Origin of the sequence: Paenibacillus lentimorbus NRRL B-30488, from assembly GCF_000411595.1 — a bacterium.
In the GTDB taxonomy this organism is placed as follows: Bacteria; Bacillota; Bacilli; order Bacillales; family Bacillaceae; genus Bacillus; species Bacillus velezensis.
On record NZ_ANAT01000006.1, the window covers coordinates 563,405 to 583,413 of the forward strand.

Consider the following 20,009-nt stretch of genomic DNA (forward strand, 5'->3'; position numbering starts at 1 on the left):
TCCCCGGTGCCTGCTGATTCGGCATATCAATGTGATTTGTCCTTACCCAATCGGTCTTAAAAAAATGGTTGGGGACGGAGCTTGTGATCCCGGCTCCGCCTTTTTTTCCATTTGTTCTTTTCTGTAAGTGCGAATTAGCTCCAGTCCTGCATCAGGAGACATTTGCTGTTCTTCAATTAAGGAAAGTATTTGTTTGATCTGCACTATTTTCCCTCCAGCAGCTGATAAACTTGGTCAGCAGAAAGTTCACCGTTTTTCAATTGTTCCAATAAGAAGAGAATTTCCTGATTTTCATTTTTATGACCTGCGGTTAATTCTCCCCCGGTCACTTTTCTGACAGAGAAGTCTTTCATGCTCACGGCTATTTCGCCGCTCTCGTTAATAAAATCAATGTTATACGTATAAAAACCGGTTTCTCTCACCGAAACATGGCAACGGGCAGTAAGCGCCCTCTTAATGTGAAGCTCTCTAAGTGAATAAGGAACAAATAAGCCGTCTTTCTCATTTTCTCTTAACAAAAATGCCGCCGCTTGAAAACCGCCGTCAATTAATGAAGGATGGAGTGTAAAATGTGAAAACCCGTTCGCTAAATGATCCGGAAGCTCCAATTCTGCCATTAACTCCACATCACCGCGATATACGGCTTTCAACGTTTGAAAACCGCTCTGATATGTCAGGCCCATACGACTGAAGCGGTGATAACACTCTTCCCGGCTTATGACCGTTTTACTGCTGCGTATGAACTTATCAATATCGACATACTCAGGATTGCTGTTTATGTCTCCGAATACTGTTTCACATTGTGTGCAGATTTGCTGCACGCCATCCGGGCCCTCTTTACATATCGTTGCGTTCAACTTATCTTGTTTCATTTCCAAGCCGGTATAAATGTGCAGCGTTTTTCCTTTATATAATATAGGTCTGTTCCACATCACGTCTTTTATTTTATATACTTTACTTTCTCCGCTTATTTCCGCACAAACAAGAGCCATTTCAAGCGAAGCGGCTCCCGGCAGCACATAGTCTCCTGAAACAAGGTGATCAGTGACGAAAAATTCAGTTCCGGAAATAACAGTTTTAAATGCTTGTTTCTTTAATGTTGAGACATTCTCGCTGATTAATGGGTGAAGACTTTTGCTATTAACCTCGCTTTTGTTCTTTTTCGGAGTAAACCAATAACTCTCTTTTGCAAACGGATAAGTCGGCAGCGGCACTCTATTCAATTTCTTATTGCCGATTGTCTTCCATTCAAACTCGGCTCCATTGGCCCACCATTGTGCGAGCAGCTCCTCTTTTCCGCTTTGAAGAGCCTCCTGAATCATATATTCAGAAACAGCTGCGCGCTCTTCAGTGTTTTCGCTTATAAATACGCCTTTTTGCACCTTGCTGTCATCAAGAAAGCTGACGTATTTATCTCTCAGCTCAGTCAGACTCGCTGCACATACGGCAATTCTTTCGTTCATTGCTTCCCGGCCGTTTTGCAATGTAAATTCCATGTCACTGACATTAACCGTCATGTCACCGGCAATCACGCGATCCAAGTACTGAACCATAAGCCGGATATACTCAAGTAATTGATCTTTGGTTTTCGCAGATAAAACAAAAATGTGTGTTTTACCGTTGTTTTCCGGTACTTCTTTTTGAGGTTTCCTGTATTCCTCTAAAACAATATGCGCGTTCACACCGCCGAATCCGAATGAGCTGACACCTGCTCTCCTCGGCAGATCGTTGTTCTCTTCATCTTTTATCGGTTTCCACTTTTGAGCGGTTTCTGTGATATAAAATGGCGTATTTTCCAGTTTGATGTATGGATTGAGTTCTGAAAAATGGGCGAGTCCCGGAAGTTTGCGATATTTAAAAGCCAGTAACACTTTCAGCACTCCGGCTATTCCGGCAGCGGTTTCGAGATGGCCGATGTTTGTTTTCACAGACCCTATTCCGCAGCTTTTCTGTTTCGCAAAAGGAATGTCCCATTCTTGATATAACGTTTTAAATGCCTTTATGATGCTGTTTACTTCAATCGGATCGCCAAGACTTGTCCCTGTGCCATGCGCTTCTATATATCCCGCAGTGGCGGGACTGGCCCCCGCCTTCCGCCAAGCTTCGGTTAATAAGTCCGCCTGTGCGTTCGGATTCGGAGCTGTCAAAGAATTGGCGCGGCCGCCGTGATTTACAGCTGACCCTTTAATCAAACCATAAATATGATCACCGTCTGCCTGTGCTTTGCTGAGCGGCTTAAGCAATACTGCAGCCGCCCCTTCGCTCCTTACATAGCCGTCAGCGCTTTTATCAAACGTTTTGCACTTTCCGTCTTTGGAAAGCATACCTGCTTTATCAAAAGCTATAAACAGAGTAGGGCTTGTCATAATATGCACTCCGCCTGCAATCGCCATTTCAAAATCGCCTCTTTGAATCCCCTCAGCCGCACGATGGAGTGCAACTAACGAACTTGAACAGGCAGTATCAATCGGTTCACTCGGACCCGTCAGGTTCAGCTGGTAAGAAATACGATTAGCCAATATACAATGATTTAAACCGGTTGCGGTCTGCGCCTGAACAGAGACGCCATTTTCATTGAGACGTTCCGCATAGTCCGTTGTGGCGACCCCTGCAAACACCGCGGTTTTCGTCCCTGCCAGATCTGACGGCTTATAGCCCGCATCTTCTATTGTTTTCCATACAGTCTCCATAAAAATTCTTTGCTGGGGATCCATTAATTCTGCTTCGGCGGGAGAAATCCCGAAAAACAACGGATCAAAACTGTCCGCGCCTTTGATAAACCCGCCTTTTTTTATTTTTGTTCTATTGACGTCCCTGATCGGATCGCCGTCAAACTCTTTCCAGTCCCAACGGTCTTCAGGAATGTCTGTAATCATATCCCGCCCTTTTTCAATTCCTTCCCAAAAGTCTTCCAGCGTATCTGTTTGGGGGAAACGGCCGCTTATTCCCACTATTGCAACCGGCTCATTCATATGTCTTTCCTCTTGCCTGGTTTTGTTTTCAGGCTCAGGGGAATGTTCATAGGATTCGGGCGGAGGCGTGCTGTACAATGTTTTTTCGTCTGCTGCAGAAAAAGGTTCTGTCTCAGCAAAAAGGATTTCTCCGTATTGCTCGATTACATAATCAGTCAGTTCAGCCAGTGAATTGCATTCAAAGAAAATGGACGGCAATAATTCCGTACCATATTGTTGATTGATTTCATTTCCGAGTCTGGTAAACGTAATAGAATCAAATCCGTACTCGCCGAATGAAGTCTCTTCTTCTATTTCCTTTCTGTCAATCTTTAAAATACTTGACATCATCTTTGCGATGCCCTCAATCAGATTTTCTCTCCTGTCTTTCGCCGCAGATTCATCTGAAGAAAAAGATCCGCAGAGATGAAGCTCTTCGGAATACTCACTCTTTAAAAACTCAAGAAGTTCATTAAAATCAGTAAGACCGAAAAAATCTGACGGCATCATTGATATTCCTAATGTTTCGTTTAATTCGTTGCCCAGCATTGTAAACATAATTGAATCAAACCCGTATTCACTTATCGGCAGTTCAAAATCAAATTCCCGTTCTTCAATTTTTAATACGCCGGTGATGATGCGCGTCAAAGTGCTTTTTAAAGATTCAGTAATTGACAGCTCTTTCGGTTCGTGATTTTCGTCGGCGATTGCCGGGTCACTTTTTCCGCTGTCAATCGTTATCATTCGTTCCAGCTTTAATTCATTACCGCTAAATACCATTATTTGATGTTCACACCCTGTCATTGCTTGATCAAATGCTGCAAGGCCTTCCCGTTTTCCCAGAGGCAGCATTCCGAAACGGTCATAAAGGAACTTCTCTGAATGAATGTCAATTTGCATACCGCCTTCTTTCCATAAAGGCCAATTAATCGAGACTGTTTTTCCAGGTTTATTTTCCGCCGCTCTCATTTCCGCAAAGTAATCCATAAACCGGTTTGCATAAGCATAATCAGTTTGTCCGGCATTCCCGATTATTGCGCTGATAGATGAAAACATAACAAAAAAGTCCAGAGGTTCTCTGTCTGTATACCGGTCAAGCCATATCGTTCCGTAAACCTTGCTGGCCAGGACTGAATCGAGATCCTCTTCACGCTTATTGATGAGTAATGAATCTTTTATCACACCGGCGCTGTGAATAACTCCTTTAACAGGACCTAATTTGTTTTTGACGAGTTTTATCAGGTTGTTGACATTTTCCTTATCAGAAATATCGGTTCTTACATAAAAACTTCTGAACCGTTTTTTCGAGCTCTTTTACATTGCTTACGGCTTCCTCAGAAAGCTCTGACCTGCCGATAAGCACAAGCTTTATTCTCCCTTTTCGCACAAGATGTCTGGCAAAAATCAGGCCCAGGCCGCCTGTTCCTCCTGTAATAAGGTAAACTCCCCCTTCTTTTACTTCCATCTTTTTGGGGGGCTCTGCCCTTTCAATTTCTGCAGAGTGTTTCACCTGCCTGATTCCATCTCTGTATCTGATCTCTGAAGTATCATCGCTGATGACTGTTTCATTCACAAGGTTTTTTAATTCAGGCAGACCGGTGTTCAGCTGTAACTGAATATCGTCGCTGTGTATTTCAATATTTTTACCGGACAACATAGGATGTTCTAAATGAAGCGACCTAAAAAAGCCGCTCATTGCCATTTGATAAGGTAAGATTTGATTGTTACTTGTGAAAAATACATGTGATATCAGGATTTTATGCCTTGGGATTGTTGCTAACAGAGCTTTCGTTAGATTGAAAACCGGCAAAACAGCCTTTTCCAGCTTTTCATGAATGTTATGCTCAATTCCCGTTTCAGGGCTCATCCCGATTAAAATGACGCGGTCAATTGTCACTTGTCTTTCTTTAAGAATCGCCAGCAATTTCTTATAGCCTTCAAGTTTGACGCTGTTCAATTCAAAGGAATCAGCTTCTTTTTCTTGAAAACTGCCGCCATGGCGGACAAAGATCATGTTCAGGCCGATATCTTTATATGCCTTGCGGATCAGCGGTTCTGATATATCCCGACGGAGTGAAATCACAAGGCAGCTGTTTAAACCGCTGGCTTCAGGCTGATGAAGCATAGGGGCCCGCTTCCACATATCAGTGTAATACTTAGCTGAATGCCGCTCATTTTGAGTCTGCGGTGCAGCCCTTAATGCCTTCAACGCTAAGTTTTTATTTTAAGACTTACAGATCCGTGTTCATCCATAAATAGTATATGAAACCTTTTGACATCATCATGTTGTCTTTCATCGGCAGCTGTAATGTAAGCATAGCCGCTTGCCGAAGGTAGTTGAAGAATTTCCAGCTCACCTAATTCAAAAGGCAAATATGCGGTGTGATCGTCTTCCTGAGTGGACGTAAACCCGGTTGTGGATTGAAAAATGCCATCCAATAAACACGGTTCCAGCAGCGCGCCGGATTTTTTATGAATGCTCTCAGGAAGTGATATTCGTGCAAGAACAGCATTTTCATGGATAAACAGCTGTTTTATTACCTGAAAGCCGGCTCCATAGTCCAAACCGCTCTGCCGGAAGTTCCTATAACACTCAGCGCCGCTGATTAATCTTTTCTGTCCGGTTAACCAGCTGTCCAATTTAAAATGCTCTGTATGAGAGGCATCTTTATCTCCGCATGTGATAATGTTTCCTTGGCAATGAACTGCCGCTTCAGGCTGCATATCGGTTTTCACCACAAATCTGCCGTCTTTTTGATTCGGCAGCAGATTTATCATTATCGTCTTTTCTTTTTCAACGGTTATCGGAACCGCCCATACAACCTGACTCAGTTTTATGACTGATTTTCCGTACAGCCTCTCTCCCGCTTCTCTGGCCGCTTCGATGATTGCCGCTCCGGGCAGAACCGTTTTCCCATGCACAACATGGTCTTTTAAATAATATTCAGAATCTGAAAGCGTTTTATAAAATCGGCACTCACCTGCAGAAAAATCAAATAAAGGAGCTGTACCGGCTGCTGATGTTGTTTGCGCCTTATTTGATACCCACAGTCTGTTTTTTAAGAAAGGGTAAGTCGGCAGCGCAATTTTTGCCGGTTTTCTGCCGGTGCGGAAATCTTCCCAGCTTAAATTCCCTCCCGATACCCAGAATTCAGCCATTTCGGCTAATGTGGTTCTGCCGGATTTGAGCGGAAGATCTGATTGCCGCTGTCCGCGTTTATGATTCGTTTTTTCCCTCTGAATATTTCGTGATCGTCAATTCCATTATAAAAGTGATTTAATTTCAACATCAGATCATCGATATTATTTGAAATGACAGCAAGCCTTTCCGGCATAGCTTCACGCCCTTCAAGAAGGGTATACGCAATATCAGAAAGGTGAAGCGGCTTATTTGTTCCCGCCGGCTGTAAACACTCGCCCTGCTTATGACGAGCCTTTTGAAGATATTCCTCCAGCTGTTTTGCTGATTCCCGTAAACTCAGTGAATGCTTGGCTGAGAGTACGATAAGTTCCTCACTTTCCTCATAATCCGTTTGACAGTCAGCAGCAGACTCATACTCTTCCACAAGGATGTGTGCATTTGCCCCGCCCGCTCCGAAAGAACTTAATCCCGCACGCCGCGGATATTTGCTGTCAGAATGTTTTTCATTCGCGGGTTTTATCCAGTCGGCGGTTTCCTGCTGGAGACAAAAAGGTGTCTCTTCCAGATAAAGATCCGGATGCACCCGTTCAGCATGCAGTGTTGCGGCTATTTTTTATACTTCATTTGTAAGATAATCTTTGTCAGGCCGGCAATACCCGCGGCTGCTTCGAGATGACCGATGTTAGATTTAATCGATCCGAGAGAACAATATGAAACATCTTCGGTATAAGCTCTGAACGCCTTGGTCAGACCTCGGACTTCAATCGGGTCACCCAGCGGCGTTCCCGTGCCGTGGGCTTCAATAAAGCTGACACTTCTGGCGCTCCAACCGGCCGCTTTAAGAGCTCCTTGGATTAAATCCGCCTGTGCGGCAGGATTAGGCACCGTATAGCCATTCGTCTTTCCGCCATGATTAATTGCCGTTCCTTTTATGACGGCGTACACTGTATCATTATCACGTACGGCATCTTTAAGCGGTTTAAGAATAACGGCCCCGACGCCTTCCCCGGGGACGAAACCGTCGCCGCCTTCTCCAAAACTTCTGCATTTTCCCGATTTTGAAAGCATTCCCATCTGACACCGGTATAAATAGTCAGAAGGATGAAGATACAAATTTACTCCTCCCGCAACCGCAACAGAGCACTCACCTTTTTTTAAACTTTGGCAAGCCATGTGAATTGCCGTTAAGGATGAAGAGCAAGCCGTATCTACAGGGATACTGGGACCCGTAAAATCAAATGTGTAAGACACTCTGTTCGCGAGAGACCATGGGAACGAATTTGGAAGTACATCGTTTTTGTCCGTCGGTATTCTTTCGCCGAGCAGCTTGTAAGAATTGGTTGTAACTCCCGCAAATACACCGACATGTTTTTCGGTCTGCTTTCTCAACCCGTCAATGGTATATCCCGAATCTTCAAATGCTTTCCATACGGTTTCGAGAAATATTCGTTCCTGAGGATCCATCGCTTCTGCTTCTCTCGGCGATATTTGGAAAAACAAAGAATCAAATGATTCAGCATTCTTTAAAAATCCGCCCCATTTGCAATAAATTTTTCCCTCATGCGCTTTAGCGGGGTCTGGATCATAGTAGGTCTCATAATTCCATCGTTCTTTCGGAATTTCTGTGATTGCGGTTCTCTCTTTTGATAGAAGATCCCACAATTCTTCGATATTTTCAGCCCCGGGATAACGGCCGCTGATACCGATTACCGCTATCCCGTCAAGATGTTCTTTTTCCTCCGCCGCAGGTGCAGTGATGTTTTGTTCCGGCCTGGCGGGGGTAATGCTCTGATTCTGTTTTCCTTTTTCCTCCCGTGAAAATAAACGCCCCAGCCGATCCGGGTATTCCTTTACAAGATGATCTGCTAAATCTCTGATTGTATGAAATTCAAATAAAAGCGTTTTCGAAATTGCTCCCAGTGACTGCTCCAGCTTTGTGTTGCATTGATGAATCATAACCGAATCCATTCCATATTCAGCCAGATGCACATCTTGATCGATCTCTTCCCGTTCTGCACCGACCTCAGAGGAGATGATTTTGGTTAAAAACAAAACTGTCTGATCCAAAATATCGCCTTGAGCCAAAGGAACGGCACTGCCTGTCTCTGTTTCGTCCGTCAAAAATCTCTGCTGCATAAATTGTTCAAAGCGTTCGTGATCACCGCAGACTGCAATATTATGCAGCTGACCCGAAGTTACAATCCGCGAAAACCATTGCGTTCCGTCTTCAGCAGGAAGTTCTTCGAGCCCTGAACCATGAAAAAGAGACGTCCGCCCTTGACCTGACAGGTTCGCCCCCATTCCGATGTCTTGCCATAAAGGCCAATTGATTGTCAGGGTGCGGTCGCTGCGCAGAGACTTTTGCCGTTTCTGTTCCCGATATTCGGCAAAATGATCTAAAAAGCCGTTTGCATATGCATAATCACACTGTCCTTCGTTCCCTGCAATAGAGACGACTGAAGAAAAAACGGCGAAAAAATCCAATTCGAGCGACTTCGTTGCATGATCAAGATTCAATGCGCCATGAACTTTCGGAGCAATCACCTCTGAAAGTTCATGCTTTGTTTTTCGAAAAAGCAGCGAGTCTCTGATAACTCCTGCACAATGAATGACGCCATGAAGACCTGCATGCTGATCGGTAATATCGTCAATCATTTTTTTTACCGCTTCTTTATCGGATATATTCGCCTGTATATAATAAACCTTTGCTTTAAAGCTGTTCAGGTATTCTAAATGTTTCTGCTTATCTCCGTTTAAAACAGATCGCCCCGATAGGATAATAGTGGATCTTTCAGTTTTCGCGCAATATTCAGCGATTTTACTGCCAATCCCCCCGAATCCCCCTGTAATTAAATATACTTTATCTTTTTCAGGGTATTGAATGGTCTTTCTGTTTGTTTCTCTCTGCTTCTCTAACATCCGTGCATATCTTACGCAGCCTCTGTAAGTGATATGAATATGCCGATCAGGCGCTGTGTTTATTTCTTTATAAAGAATGTCAGCCTTCTCTGAACATGAAACGGATGCAGAATCATGTTCAAAGCAAACCGTCTTACAATGCAGCTGCGGGTACTCTTGTTTTACCGATTTTAAAAAACCGTTCACACCTTCAAAATACGGCAATTTTTCTTTTTGATCTGCGCTGAATGTATAAATGAACGTTACTTTGTTTATAAGGTTCTCGCTGATTAAAGCCTTAGTCAGATAAAACACGGAATAAATTCCTGATTCGAGTGTTTCTTCCAGTTCAGGCTGTTTTTCAGACCAAGTATGCAAAATTGCATCGGGCGCTGCGCCTTTTTCCTTTAACAGACGAATGACACCTTGATAATCTTCGGGACGCTGCCTGTTGATGGTGAAAACACTGTCGCTTATCTGCTCTAAACGCTCACCGGGCATAATAAGATATGCGGACGTATTCTCTCTTTTTTTCAGCTCTTCAAAATAGTCTTTATTCCCGGAGAACAACAAAATAGTACAGGCTTGTCCGCTGCCCGCTTCATTCTCAAGTTCGGTTTCTTTCCATACCGGCGTATAAAGTGCCTGATTCTTCTTTTCTGAAAAAGCCGCGTCTGATTTTACCGGCTGAGGGTTTAAAGAAAATTGAGAGCGCTCAAACGGATAAGGCGGAAGCGGGGCTTTTCTTTTATGATAATCACCTAGTTTCGCCCATTCAATCTCTTCTCCTGAAAGCCACATTTGCATAAATGAATGATAAAGAGCCTCATCGGCTGGTTTGTCCGCTTCAAAAGCAGCCGCTTTGTTTAGTTTTGCTGATGGAGGGAGCGATCCGAATTGAAAAACTGAAAAATCAGAGATATTCACATCCGGCTCCGTTCCCTTTTCTTCCGTGTGAAGCGGCATATGGTCAGCTATCTCCTGAGACACGGCATCCATTTGATTGTATTCTGTCATCAGCGGAAAAAGAGTCTTATCATAAAAACCTGCCGGCTGCTCATTCATACAAGCAACAGCCTGTTTAATTCCGTCTTGCTTTTTCAATAACATGCTCAGAAAAAGTTCTTTAGACAAGATTCCCTCATCCAGTAAATTTAATATTTCCAGAACATAATCATTATCAAAGAATCCATCATAATCTGTTAAATCCCATCTCTTATACAGTCTTCTCATAGAGGCAAGGATAGCCATGATCGCCGCTTCCTCATCAGCCGGCAACGCGTTTCTTTTATCCGCCGTGCGATTCACAATATAAGATAAAATCTCGATTTCCTGAGTCTTTCCCGCTTTATCCCACTCTTCTAAAAACCCTTTAAACGTATATTGGTGCTCAAGAAGCAGCCGTGTTTTCCCGTACAGGCGGTCTGTAAAATCAGCCGGGAAGCTCAGACCGTTCAGCAGCATCCTTACATATTCTTCATTTAATCGAACCGGCGGGTACGTTTTTGCAGTGTACGGATTGACAAATGGAATGGTCGGCGGCTCACAGGATAAGTGCGAAGGTTTTTCAGCGCCTGTGATGACAGAAATGGCCTTTTCAATTTTGATGATATCCGCTGCTGCAAGAGCGACGTAATATCCGTCTCCGGCGCCTGTAATGAGGCTTGGCTTAAAACCGGATGCCAGGATACTTTTTATGATTTCCGTATTGATAACTAAAGAATACAAGCGGATTTTCTCAGGCGTCCATTTTCTTTTAAATGAACTGTGCAATGTTGGTATACCCTTCAGCACCGACCTTACGTTCTTTTCTAAATCAGGGAACACGCGTTTCAAAACGGCAAATTGTTTATAACTTTCCCATTTGAAGTCACCGATGGCAAGCACCCATTCAGAATCTTGTTTCCTCCGAAAACTTAATCCCTCTTTAAGCTGATTTTTAAATTCCTCCTTGCTGCCTGCCAATAAACCAGCCCTGTAATCAAACGATGCCCTTGTTAAAAGGGTGCTGCTGATCACTTCATTTGATATTTTGCAAAATTCCTCAGAATCGTCAGAAAAGGTTCTCCAATTATGTATCATTTGTTTCATGCTTTCTTCACTTTTAGCGGAAAAAAGGAAGGGAACCCTTCCCTTTCTGTCAGATTCGTCTTTTGTATGTATAAATTCTTCGATGATGACGTGAGAGTTAACACCTCCAAAACCGAAGGAGCTGATTCCGGCCCTGAGCGGAGCCCCGTCTGCCGCCTCCCAATCACTTGAATCAAGCGCCGGCCTAAACGGTGTTTTTTCAAACTGTATAATTGGATTTACCGTATGTACATTCAGGCTTTTCGGCACCCTCCGATGTTTCATCATCATTAGAACTTTTATCAATCCGGCCATTCCCGCCGCTGCTTCTGTATGACCGATATTTGTTTTCACACTTCCGATCCTGCAATATTGAGTATCCTCAGTATATTGCCGATACGCTTTTGTCAATGCTTCTATTTCTATCGGATCGCCCAGAGATGTACCTGTGCCATGTGCTTCTACATAAGAAACCGTCGCAGCATCAACAGCAGCGTTGTGTAAAGCTTCTGAGATGACCCGGCACTGCGCTTCTGCTCTGGGAGCGGTTATGGAACGGGATTTACCGCCATGATTAACAGCTGTCCCTTTTATGATCCCGTATATATGGTGACCGGCTTTTACTGCATCACCAAGGCGCTGCAGCAATACAACGCCTGCCCCTTCTCCGGGAACGTACCCGTTCGCCGCTGCGTCAAAGGTTTTACATTTGCCGTCAGGACTCAGCATTCTTGCTTTAGAAAAAGAAATATATTTTCCGGGTTGGAAATTCAAGTTTACTCCCGATGCGATTGCATAATCGCTTTCTTTTGTCCGCAATGACTTAACCGCTTCATGTAAAGCAACAAGCGACGATGCACAAGCGGCATTTACAGACATGCTTTTTCCGGTCAAACCGAATGTGTATGAAAGCCGGTTGGAGATCATAGCTTCGAAACTTCCTAAACAGGCGTAACTGTCGATTTCCGATTCAGCATGACCTGTCTGCCGGTAGTCAGAATTCATAATACCCGCAAAAACAGAAGTGGTTTTACGCTGGAGATCCCGCAAAGAGACCCCGGAATCTTCGATGCACCGCCAAGTTTCTTCTAAAAGGATTCTTTGCTCAGGATCCATGTTTTTCGCTTCCCGGGGAGAGATATTAAAAAACTTATGGTCGAAATGGTCAGCTTTATGAATAAAACCTCCCCACTTGCTGATTGTTTTGTTCGGTATACTGATATCAGCTGAATAATAAAGATCGGGATCCCACCGTTCAATCGGCACTTCCCGGATGGAATCTTTGCCGCTATTTATGTTTTCCCAGAATTCATGATAATGATCTGCATCGGGGAATCTGCAAGCAACCCCGATTATCGCGATATCCGCACTCTGTTTATTCAAATGAACCATTGGCCTCCACCCGCCCCTTCTTTAGTGTAGAAATAACGTATCCAATCTGCGCCTTAGCAGACTTTCGGTCTCATTCATCATTTTTTCACCAATGTCATCGACATGTCTGTTTCTCCATGATTCCAAATCCGTGCCCTTTACCCAATGATTAAAAGCGCCTAAAGACGGGCCGCAATGAACTTGGAAATTCACCTTTTGTTCTTCCTGCCCTTCCAAAGCAAGCAGACATCCTCTCTGCAAATACCACTTAAATAGTAACAGCATCTTATATTTTTGATTGCGCTCAGCTTTTTGGGCCAGGTTCGGCTGTTTATCTATTATGCTTTCGTAGATTTCATCAAAAGTCTTGTTAAAATAGTCATTTTCGAGCTGAATCTTTGTCTTTTCATCTATCTCACTCAAAGACTCATATTGTTGGTAGATTTGAAATAATTTATTTGCCCTGACCGGAAACAGCGTGCCCTTTTTCAGCACCTGCACCTTTGTTCCGAACTCAAACAGAGTCTCCGAAGGCGCATAAGCAGTATCGCATATTCCTGTCTCACTCAGCATTTCTTTAACAAAACCGCTTGTTTCTGCTTCAACTGTACATTGATTAATGGATCCCGTCATAATAAAATCAGCGCCCATTAAAAAAGCAGACGCCGCAGACTCGGGAGTCCCGATTCCTCCCGCGGCCCCGACTCTGATCTTCCTTGCGTATTTGTGTGTTTCCATCATTTCATCCCGCAGGTTAACAAAAAACGGCAGCATCGCCGTCAATGAGCCCTGTTCGGTATTACTGCCGCAATCTGCTTCAATAATGATATCGTCTGCTGCCGGAACACGGCTGAGCCACTCCGCCTGCTCTTCCGTCAGCATACCCTGCTGACACATTCTCTTTACGATACTTTGAGGAGGCGGACTCAGAAATGCGGCCGCAACTTCCGGCCGTGAAACTTTGGCAATGATCCGATTATGAGGTATGACCCTGCCGCTTTTGTCCATCTTCAACTGATGCGCTTTGTAATAAATTAATGGCGCGCTGACGGAAAGATACGAAGACGCTTCTATTACCCGTACGTCATGCTTGATATATAAATCTATCAATTCCTTTTCTCTATCTTGATGATCCGGCTCAAATCGCAGATTCATTCCGTAGGGCTGGCCATTTTTGAGTGTCTTCTTAATAGTAATAAGGGCCTGTTCAATTTCCCTTATAGTTAAACCCGCTGTGCCAAAGAACCCCAGCATTCCTTTCTTGCCGAGGCGGATCAGCATTTCAGCGGAAGAGATCCCTCTATGCATCGCACCTGCCAAATACGCGTATGTCAAACCGTAATCTTCTTTGAAAGATTGATCACCCAATCGGGACACCGGTGAAGCCGCACTGCTTTCTATATTTTCGGCCAAGAGGCCCTTCTCTTTCCCGCTTTCCGAATTGTCCTTGTTCCCTTCAGAAAACAAGAGACTGTCTTCCGGCGCACTAATATTAAGCGGTTCCTCATCTCTTTGTATGGTTTGAATTAATTTAGTCAGAATGTTTCCGGGACCGATCTCTTCAAACACAGTGACGCCTTGTCCCATTAAGTACCTGATGCTTTCAGTCCATTTCACCGAGTTTGTTATTTGTTCAATTAAATTCCGTTTGATATCTTCTTGTTTATAAGGTCTTGCCGTATAGTTAGAGATGACCGGGAAATTCAATTCAGAAAAATGAAACTCCTCGATAAATTCCGCAAATTCACGCTGTGCACTTTCCATAAAACGAGAATGAAAAGCTCCGCCGACTTGCAATACGATATAAGCTTTCGCCCCTTCTTTTTCAAAAAAGAGGCTGCACGTTTTATCTCTTCTGCAGCCCCCGCTATCACAATTTGTGAAGATGTATTGTAATTGGCGATATCTATTTGGCCGAATTCATACTTTTGAAGTATTTTTTTATGTGATGCTCATCCAGCCCGATCACGGCAGCCATTCCGCCCTCGGAAGCCTCACTCATTAACTCGCCTCTTTTAGCAACCAGCCGGAGACCTGTTTCAAAATTAAAAACGCCGGCCGCAAAAAGCGCAGTATATTCACCCAGACTATGTCCTGCCACAGCATCAGGGCGTGTATGACCTTCTTTTAAACCCTTTAAATATCGGAGTGCGCTCACTGTATAAATTGCAGGTTGTGTATACTTCGTATCAGTGAGCCTCTCTTTTTCATCTGAAAGGCATAAATCCTTTATGGAGTATCCTAAAATATGATCTGCCTTTTTAATGAGCTCACTGAATTCATCGAATAAGTCTCTGCCCATTCCTTTAAACTGCGCTCCCTGTCCGGGAAAGACGTAAGCAAGCATTTGTTTTCCTCCTTGTTCCGTATTTCTGCCGTTTCTTTTCGTTCCGATTGTGATTTGATTAACATTTTTCACTTCAATTTTAAAATTGTCATTTACTTAATAAGCATTACGAAGCAAAATAAAAAACCTTTATGCCGGATAAAGGTTTAAAAGCAAAAACATGTACAAATATCATATTGCCGCAAATGTAAATAGAGAGAATTTTCTGATAATTAAAACCACATTTTCATTCTGTTTTTTATATATCAATATAATAAAAACATTCCAACGTGCCGAAACAACGATTGGTTTTATGTGAATATTTCCCTAAATAAATACTATACCATGATTTACATGTTGTCAATGGGAAACACACGTATATACCAATTCTTCAGCCGCCATTTTACAGGCGGCTGAACTCGGTTGTTATCAGTTCATCAGCCCATGCCGATATGCCTTCACTATACTATTCGCGGAATAATAGTTCTTTCTCTTTGTTGTAGTCTTTAGTAAATTGATTGAACTCATCTGCTTGTTTATGCACCTTTTCGTAAACTGAGTTTACTTTGCTGATCTGCTCTTCCAGCTGCGCTAAGGTGAGCTTTTTATCTTTAATCAGTTTATAAAGGTCCTTATCAAGTGAAATGGCTTTTTCGTACTTTTTGTACAAAAGATCATAAGATGCATATCTTTTCTCCATTAAAGCGACAGTATGCCCGGCTTTTTCTTTTACTTTCTTATCCTTTATTTCTTGAGAAGTTTTTTTTGCGGATTCAAATGCTTTTTTTGAATCATCAATACTGTCTTTTTCTGCTTTCAGATGTTTTTTTCGCTGATTTGCATTGCTCAGAGCCTGATCAGACAGTGTGACGATTTTCTGATAATCATCCATATTCAGTTTAACCGCGCTGTCGTAAAGCTTGTGCTCTTTTTCTCTAATTTTTCCAATGTTTTCTGCTCTTTTTGAAACGGTTTTTCCGCTTGAACGGCTTTTTCCATCGAGTCATGAAGCGATTCAACCGGATCTTTTCCCCCGCAGCCCGCAAGCAGCATACTTGCGGCGCCGAGCGCTCCGATTCCTGCTAATACCTTTTTTTGAATCATATTCACTTAAAATCCCCCAATCTTGACAATTTCCACTATAGAAGCCCGAACGCTTTTTGACAATAGCTGAGCTGTAATTGGCATGACCGGGTAAAAAGACGCTTACGGTGCTGTCAAAGAATACTGGCGTAAAAAATTGAGAAAACAGGGCGGATGACCATACATCTTTTTGGCTTTTACATAGTTTATAGTAGACGCCGGCCCTGCTGACAAAGGGTCAGCGTAATTAAAAGAGGAGGTTTTTTTATGTACGGATATGGATTTGGCGGCGGATTTGGCGGCGGTTGCTGCGGCGGCGGATACGGTTATGGCGGTTACGGTTATGGCTGCGGCGGCGGATATGGCCGCACATTCGCATTAATCGTCGTATTGTTTATCTTATTAATCATCGTCGGTGCCGCTTATTTAGGCTGCGGCTGCTGACCTTATACACCATGAAAATCGGCCGGCCTGCTATGGCCGGCCAATTGTTTCGTTGCGCCGCGATAAAGAAATTCGCTATAATTTACATATTAAGCTTTAGGAGTGAAGTTTCTTGATTACTATGGAAAATATTGTACGCGACGGACATCCCGCGCTCAGAGAGATCGCTGAAGAGGTTCAGCTTCCCGCTTCTGACGAAGAAAAACAGCATCTTGCTGATATGATTGAGTTTGTGAAAAACAGCCAAAATCCTGAATTAGCCGAGAAATACAACCTTCGTCCGGGCGTCGGTCTTGCCGCTCCGCAAACAGACGTAAAAAAACGGATGATCGCCGTCCATGCAGAAGATGCGAAAGGCACTTTATACAGCTATGCTCTTTTTAACCCTAAAATCGTCAGCCACTCAGTGGAAAAAAGCTACTTGACGAGCGGAGAAGGCTGCCTGTCGGTAGACGAACCCATTCCCGGCTATGTGCCGCGCTACGCCCGCATCCGCGTGAAGGCGGTGACGCTTGAAGGAGAACAGATTGACATCCGCCTCAAAGGTTTTCCGGCCATCGTGTTTCAGCACGAAATCGATCATCTGAACGGCGTGATGTTTTACGACCATATCGATAAAGAAGATCCGTTCAAAGAACCTGAAAACGCCATTGCCATTGACCGTTAAAAAAAACCGGCACTTCCCAAAGTGCCGGTTTTCTTTATTTCAAAAGGCCCAGTTCTTTGACGGCCCAGCTGATTCCCTCTTCATCCACCGGCTTTGTGACAAAATCGGCGGCAGCTTTTAATTCCGGAACCGCATTTCCCATCGCCACCCCGGTGCCGACAAAACGGATCATCTCAAGGTCATTTAGTCCGTCGCCGAATGCATAAGTGTCACTTACGCCGTACGGAAGCCGCTCAAGCACTCTTTTAATGCCTTCCGCTTTTGAACCGCCTTTCGGAAGCACATCCGTGGACAATTCATGCCAGCGGACGTAATCAAACTCCGGAAAAGCGGCATATGCTTTTTCTTCATGTCCGCGGCAGAATAAAAGCAGCTGATAAATTTCTTTTCCTTTATAAAATGTTTCATCAACTTCGGGATAAGGCGCTTTCAGACTGCCGATTCCTTCCGAGACGTGCGGATGTCCGGGGACGGTCGTTTTCATCGTGTCTTCCGCCATAAATACGACGGGGTGCTCCCCTTCTGCAGCCTGCTTTAATAAACGCGCAACCGCATCTTCAGGAAGCGGATTTTTATAAATGACCTCACCTTCAAATACGACATACTGGCCGTTGTATGAAATAAATGATTCAATCTCAAGCTCTTCCAGAATCGGTTTTACCATAAACGGGGACCTTCCGCTGGCGATAAAAACGTGATGTCCAGCCTCTTTAAGCGCCGTCACGGCGTTTCTTGCGCTATCGGGAATATGTTTATCATGGTCATAGATCGTGCCGTCAATATCAAAAAAGATCAGTTTTGGTTTCATGTCAATTTCTCCTTTTTCCCGTTTATCAGTCGTGTCTTTTTCAATATCATCATACAGAAAGTTTTTCTTCCGGAAAACCGCCTTGATCAAATTCCAGTTTTACCCACGAAAACAAATTCATTTTTTCCGCATACTACTGCTATAAAGGGCTTTAAAGGAGGTATACGATGCTGCGCCGATTACGGAAGAAACTCAGAAGACAGTGGGGCGGAATGCTCCGGAAAAAAGTCATCGCGTAGAAGGGATCTTTCGGTTTTTGAAAGTCCCTTTTTTGCTCGAGACTTTCCTTATAATCCGTTTTCGAATATAATAGAATAAGCGAGTCTAACATACGGCATTTAAGGAGAGATTTGGATGATTTATAAGGTATTTTATCAAGAGAAGGCTGACGAAGTACCTGTTCGGGAAAAAACAGATTCACTTTACATTGAGGGCGTTTCAGAACGGGACGTCAGAACGAAACTGAAAGATCAGAAATACAACATTGAATTTGTTCAGCCTGTGGACGGTGCTTTTTTAGAATATGAGAAGCAGAGCGAAAATTTTAAAGTATTGGAGTTATGAGCGGAATGAAATTTGTAAAAAATGACCAGACTGCCGTTTTCGCCCTCGGCGGATTGGGCGAGATCGGGAAAAATACGTACGGGGTGCAGTTTCAGGATGAAATTGTACTGATTGATGCGGGAATCAAGTTCCCGGAAGATGAACTTCTCGGCATTGATTACGTAATCCCCGATTACACGTATTTAGTAAAAAATGAAGATAAAATTAAAGGTCTGTTTATCACCCACGGTCATGAAGACCATATCGGCGGTATTCCGTACCTGCTCAGACAAGTAAATATTCCCGTTTACGGCGGTAAACTCGCGATCGGCTTACTTCGGAATAAACTTGAAGAGCACGGGCTGTTAAGACAGACCAAATTAAACATCATCGGTGAAGACGACATCGTGAAGTTCCGCAAGACGTCTGTATCCTTCTTCAGAACGACACACAGCATTCCGGATTCATACGGAATCGTCGTCAAAACACCGCCGGGCAATATCGTACATACCGGGGACTTTAAGTTCGATTTCACACCGGTAGGCGAACCGGCCAACTTGACAAAGATGGCTGAAATCGGGAAAGAAGGCGTTTTGTGCCTGCTTTCTGACAGTACAAACAGTGAGGTGCCTGATTTCACCATGTCAGAACGCCGCGTAGGCGAAAGCATTCACGATATTTTCCGAAAAGTGGACGGCAGAATTATATTTGCGACATTCGCTTCGAATATACACCGTCTTCAGCAGGTGATTGAAGCAGCCGTTTTAAACGGCAGAAAAGTTGCCGTATTCGGACGCAGTATGGAATCGGCTATTGAAATCGGACAAAATCTCGGTTACATTACCTGTCCTAAAAATACGTTTATTGAGCATAACGAAATCAATCGTTTGCCTGCCAATAAGGTAACGATTTTATGTACGGGGAGCCAAGGTGAACCGATGGCGGCGTTATCACGCATCGCTAACGGGACGCACCGGCAGATTTCCATTAATCCCGGAGATACAGTCGTCTTTTCTTCCTCTCCGATACCCGGAAACACAATCAGCGTAAGCCGCACCATCAACCAGCTGTACCGTGCGGGCGCAGAAGTCATTCACGGTTCATTGAATGACATTCATACATCCGGACACGGCGGACAGGAAGAGCAGAAATTAATGCTCCGCCTGATCAAACCGAAGTTCTTTATGCCGATTCACGGTGAGTACAGAATGCAGAAAATGCACGTCAAACTCGCGACTGATTGCGGCATACCTGAAGAAAACTGCTTTATCATGGATAATGGCGAAGTGCTGGCCCTCAAAGGCGAAGAAGCCGCTGTGGCAGGCAAAATTCCGTCCGGCTCCGTTTACATTGACGGAAGCGGAATCGGTGATATCGGCAATATCGTGCTCCGCGACCGCCGCATTCTTTCAGAAGAAGGCCTTGTTATCGTTGTTGTCAGCATCAATATGGACGACTTTAAGGTTTCGGCGGGACCTGATTTAATCTCAAGAGGTTTTGTATACATGAGAGAATCCGGTGATTTGATCAATGACGCGCAGCAGCTCATTTCGAACCATCTGGAGAAAGTAATGGATCGGAAAACAACGCAGTGGTCCGAAATTAAAACGAAATTACCGATACGCTTGCTCCGTTCCTATACGAAAAACAAAACGCCGCCCGATGATCCTTCCGATCATTATGGAGGTCTAAAAAAAACTGCACTC

Annotated in this window: 5 protein-coding genes and 4 pseudogenes; 4 read left to right on the plus strand and 5 right to left on the minus strand. The window is 43.9% G+C overall.

Annotated features, from left to right (window positions below):
- Positions 1–42: 42 nt before the first annotated feature.
- The 4 genes and pseudogenes from D368_RS20000 to D368_RS05290 form a co-directional block, all read right to left on the minus strand.
- Positions 43–204: a hypothetical protein gene (locus tag D368_RS20000; protein WP_486129224.1), complete on the minus strand. Its 162-nt coding sequence runs from the start codon at positions 202–204 to the stop codon at positions 43–45.
- Positions 204–12,453 (minus strand): annotated as a pseudogene (locus D368_RS05275) (SDR family NAD(P)-dependent oxidoreductase). Before D368_RS05275 ends, D368_RS20000 begins: the two are co-directional and overlap by 1 nt.
- A gap of 21 nt (positions 12,454–12,474) precedes the next feature.
- A pseudogene (gene fabD, locus D368_RS05280) lies at positions 12,475–14,779 on the minus strand (ACP S-malonyltransferase).
- 445 nt (positions 14,780–15,224) lie between these two features.
- Positions 15,225–15,862, minus strand: a pseudogene (locus D368_RS05290) (YkyA family protein).
- 246 nt (positions 15,863–16,108) lie between these two features.
- Here D368_RS05290 and D368_RS05295 point away from each other — a divergent pair.
- Together D368_RS05295 and def are read left to right on the plus strand one after the other, a co-directional pair.
- The gene (locus D368_RS05295) at positions 16,109–16,285 is read left to right on the plus strand and encodes a YjcZ family sporulation protein (RefSeq protein WP_032862645.1); all 177 of its coding nucleotides are present in this window, start codon (positions 16,109–16,111) and stop codon (positions 16,283–16,285) included.
- A 112-nt stretch (positions 16,286–16,397) separates the two neighbouring features.
- A complete protein-coding gene (gene def / locus D368_RS05300; RefSeq protein WP_071391889.1) occupies positions 16,398–16,952 on the plus strand; it encodes a peptide deformylase in 555 nt (184 codons plus the stop codon).
- A 34-nt stretch (positions 16,953–16,986) separates the two neighbouring features.
- Here def and D368_RS05305 read toward each other — a convergent pair whose 3' ends face one another.
- The gene (locus tag D368_RS05305; protein ID WP_031378771.1) at positions 16,987–17,760 is read right to left on the minus strand and encodes a Cof-type HAD-IIB family hydrolase; all 774 of its coding nucleotides are present in this window, start codon (positions 17,758–17,760) and stop codon (positions 16,987–16,989) included.
- 354 nt (positions 17,761–18,114) lie between these two features.
- Here D368_RS05305 and D368_RS05310 point away from each other — a divergent pair, with 354 nt between their 5' ends.
- Together D368_RS05310 and rnjA are read left to right on the plus strand one after the other, a co-directional pair.
- Positions 18,115–18,324: a DNA-dependent RNA polymerase subunit epsilon gene (locus tag D368_RS05310; protein ID WP_003154548.1), complete on the plus strand. Its 210-nt coding sequence runs from the start codon at positions 18,115–18,117 to the stop codon at positions 18,322–18,324.
- A 5-nt stretch (positions 18,325–18,329) separates the two neighbouring features.
- A pseudogene (rnjA, locus tag D368_RS05315) lies at positions 18,330–19,995 on the plus strand (ribonuclease J1).
- Positions 19,996–20,009: the final 14 nt, after the last annotated feature.

What these genes read in the sequence shown, in the direction of transcription:
- D368_RS05295 (WP_032862645.1), top strand. Translation starts at nt 16,109, where the DNA reads ATGTACGGATATGGATTTGGCGGCGGATTTGGCGGCGGTTGCTGCGGC.
- D368_RS05310 (WP_003154548.1), top strand. Translation starts at nt 18,115, where the DNA reads ATGATTTATAAGGTATTTTATCAAGAGAAGGCTGACGAAGTACCTGTT.
- D368_RS05305 (WP_031378771.1), bottom strand. Translation starts at nt 17,760, where the DNA reads ATGAAACCAAAACTGATCTTTTTTGATATTGACGGCACGATCTATGAC.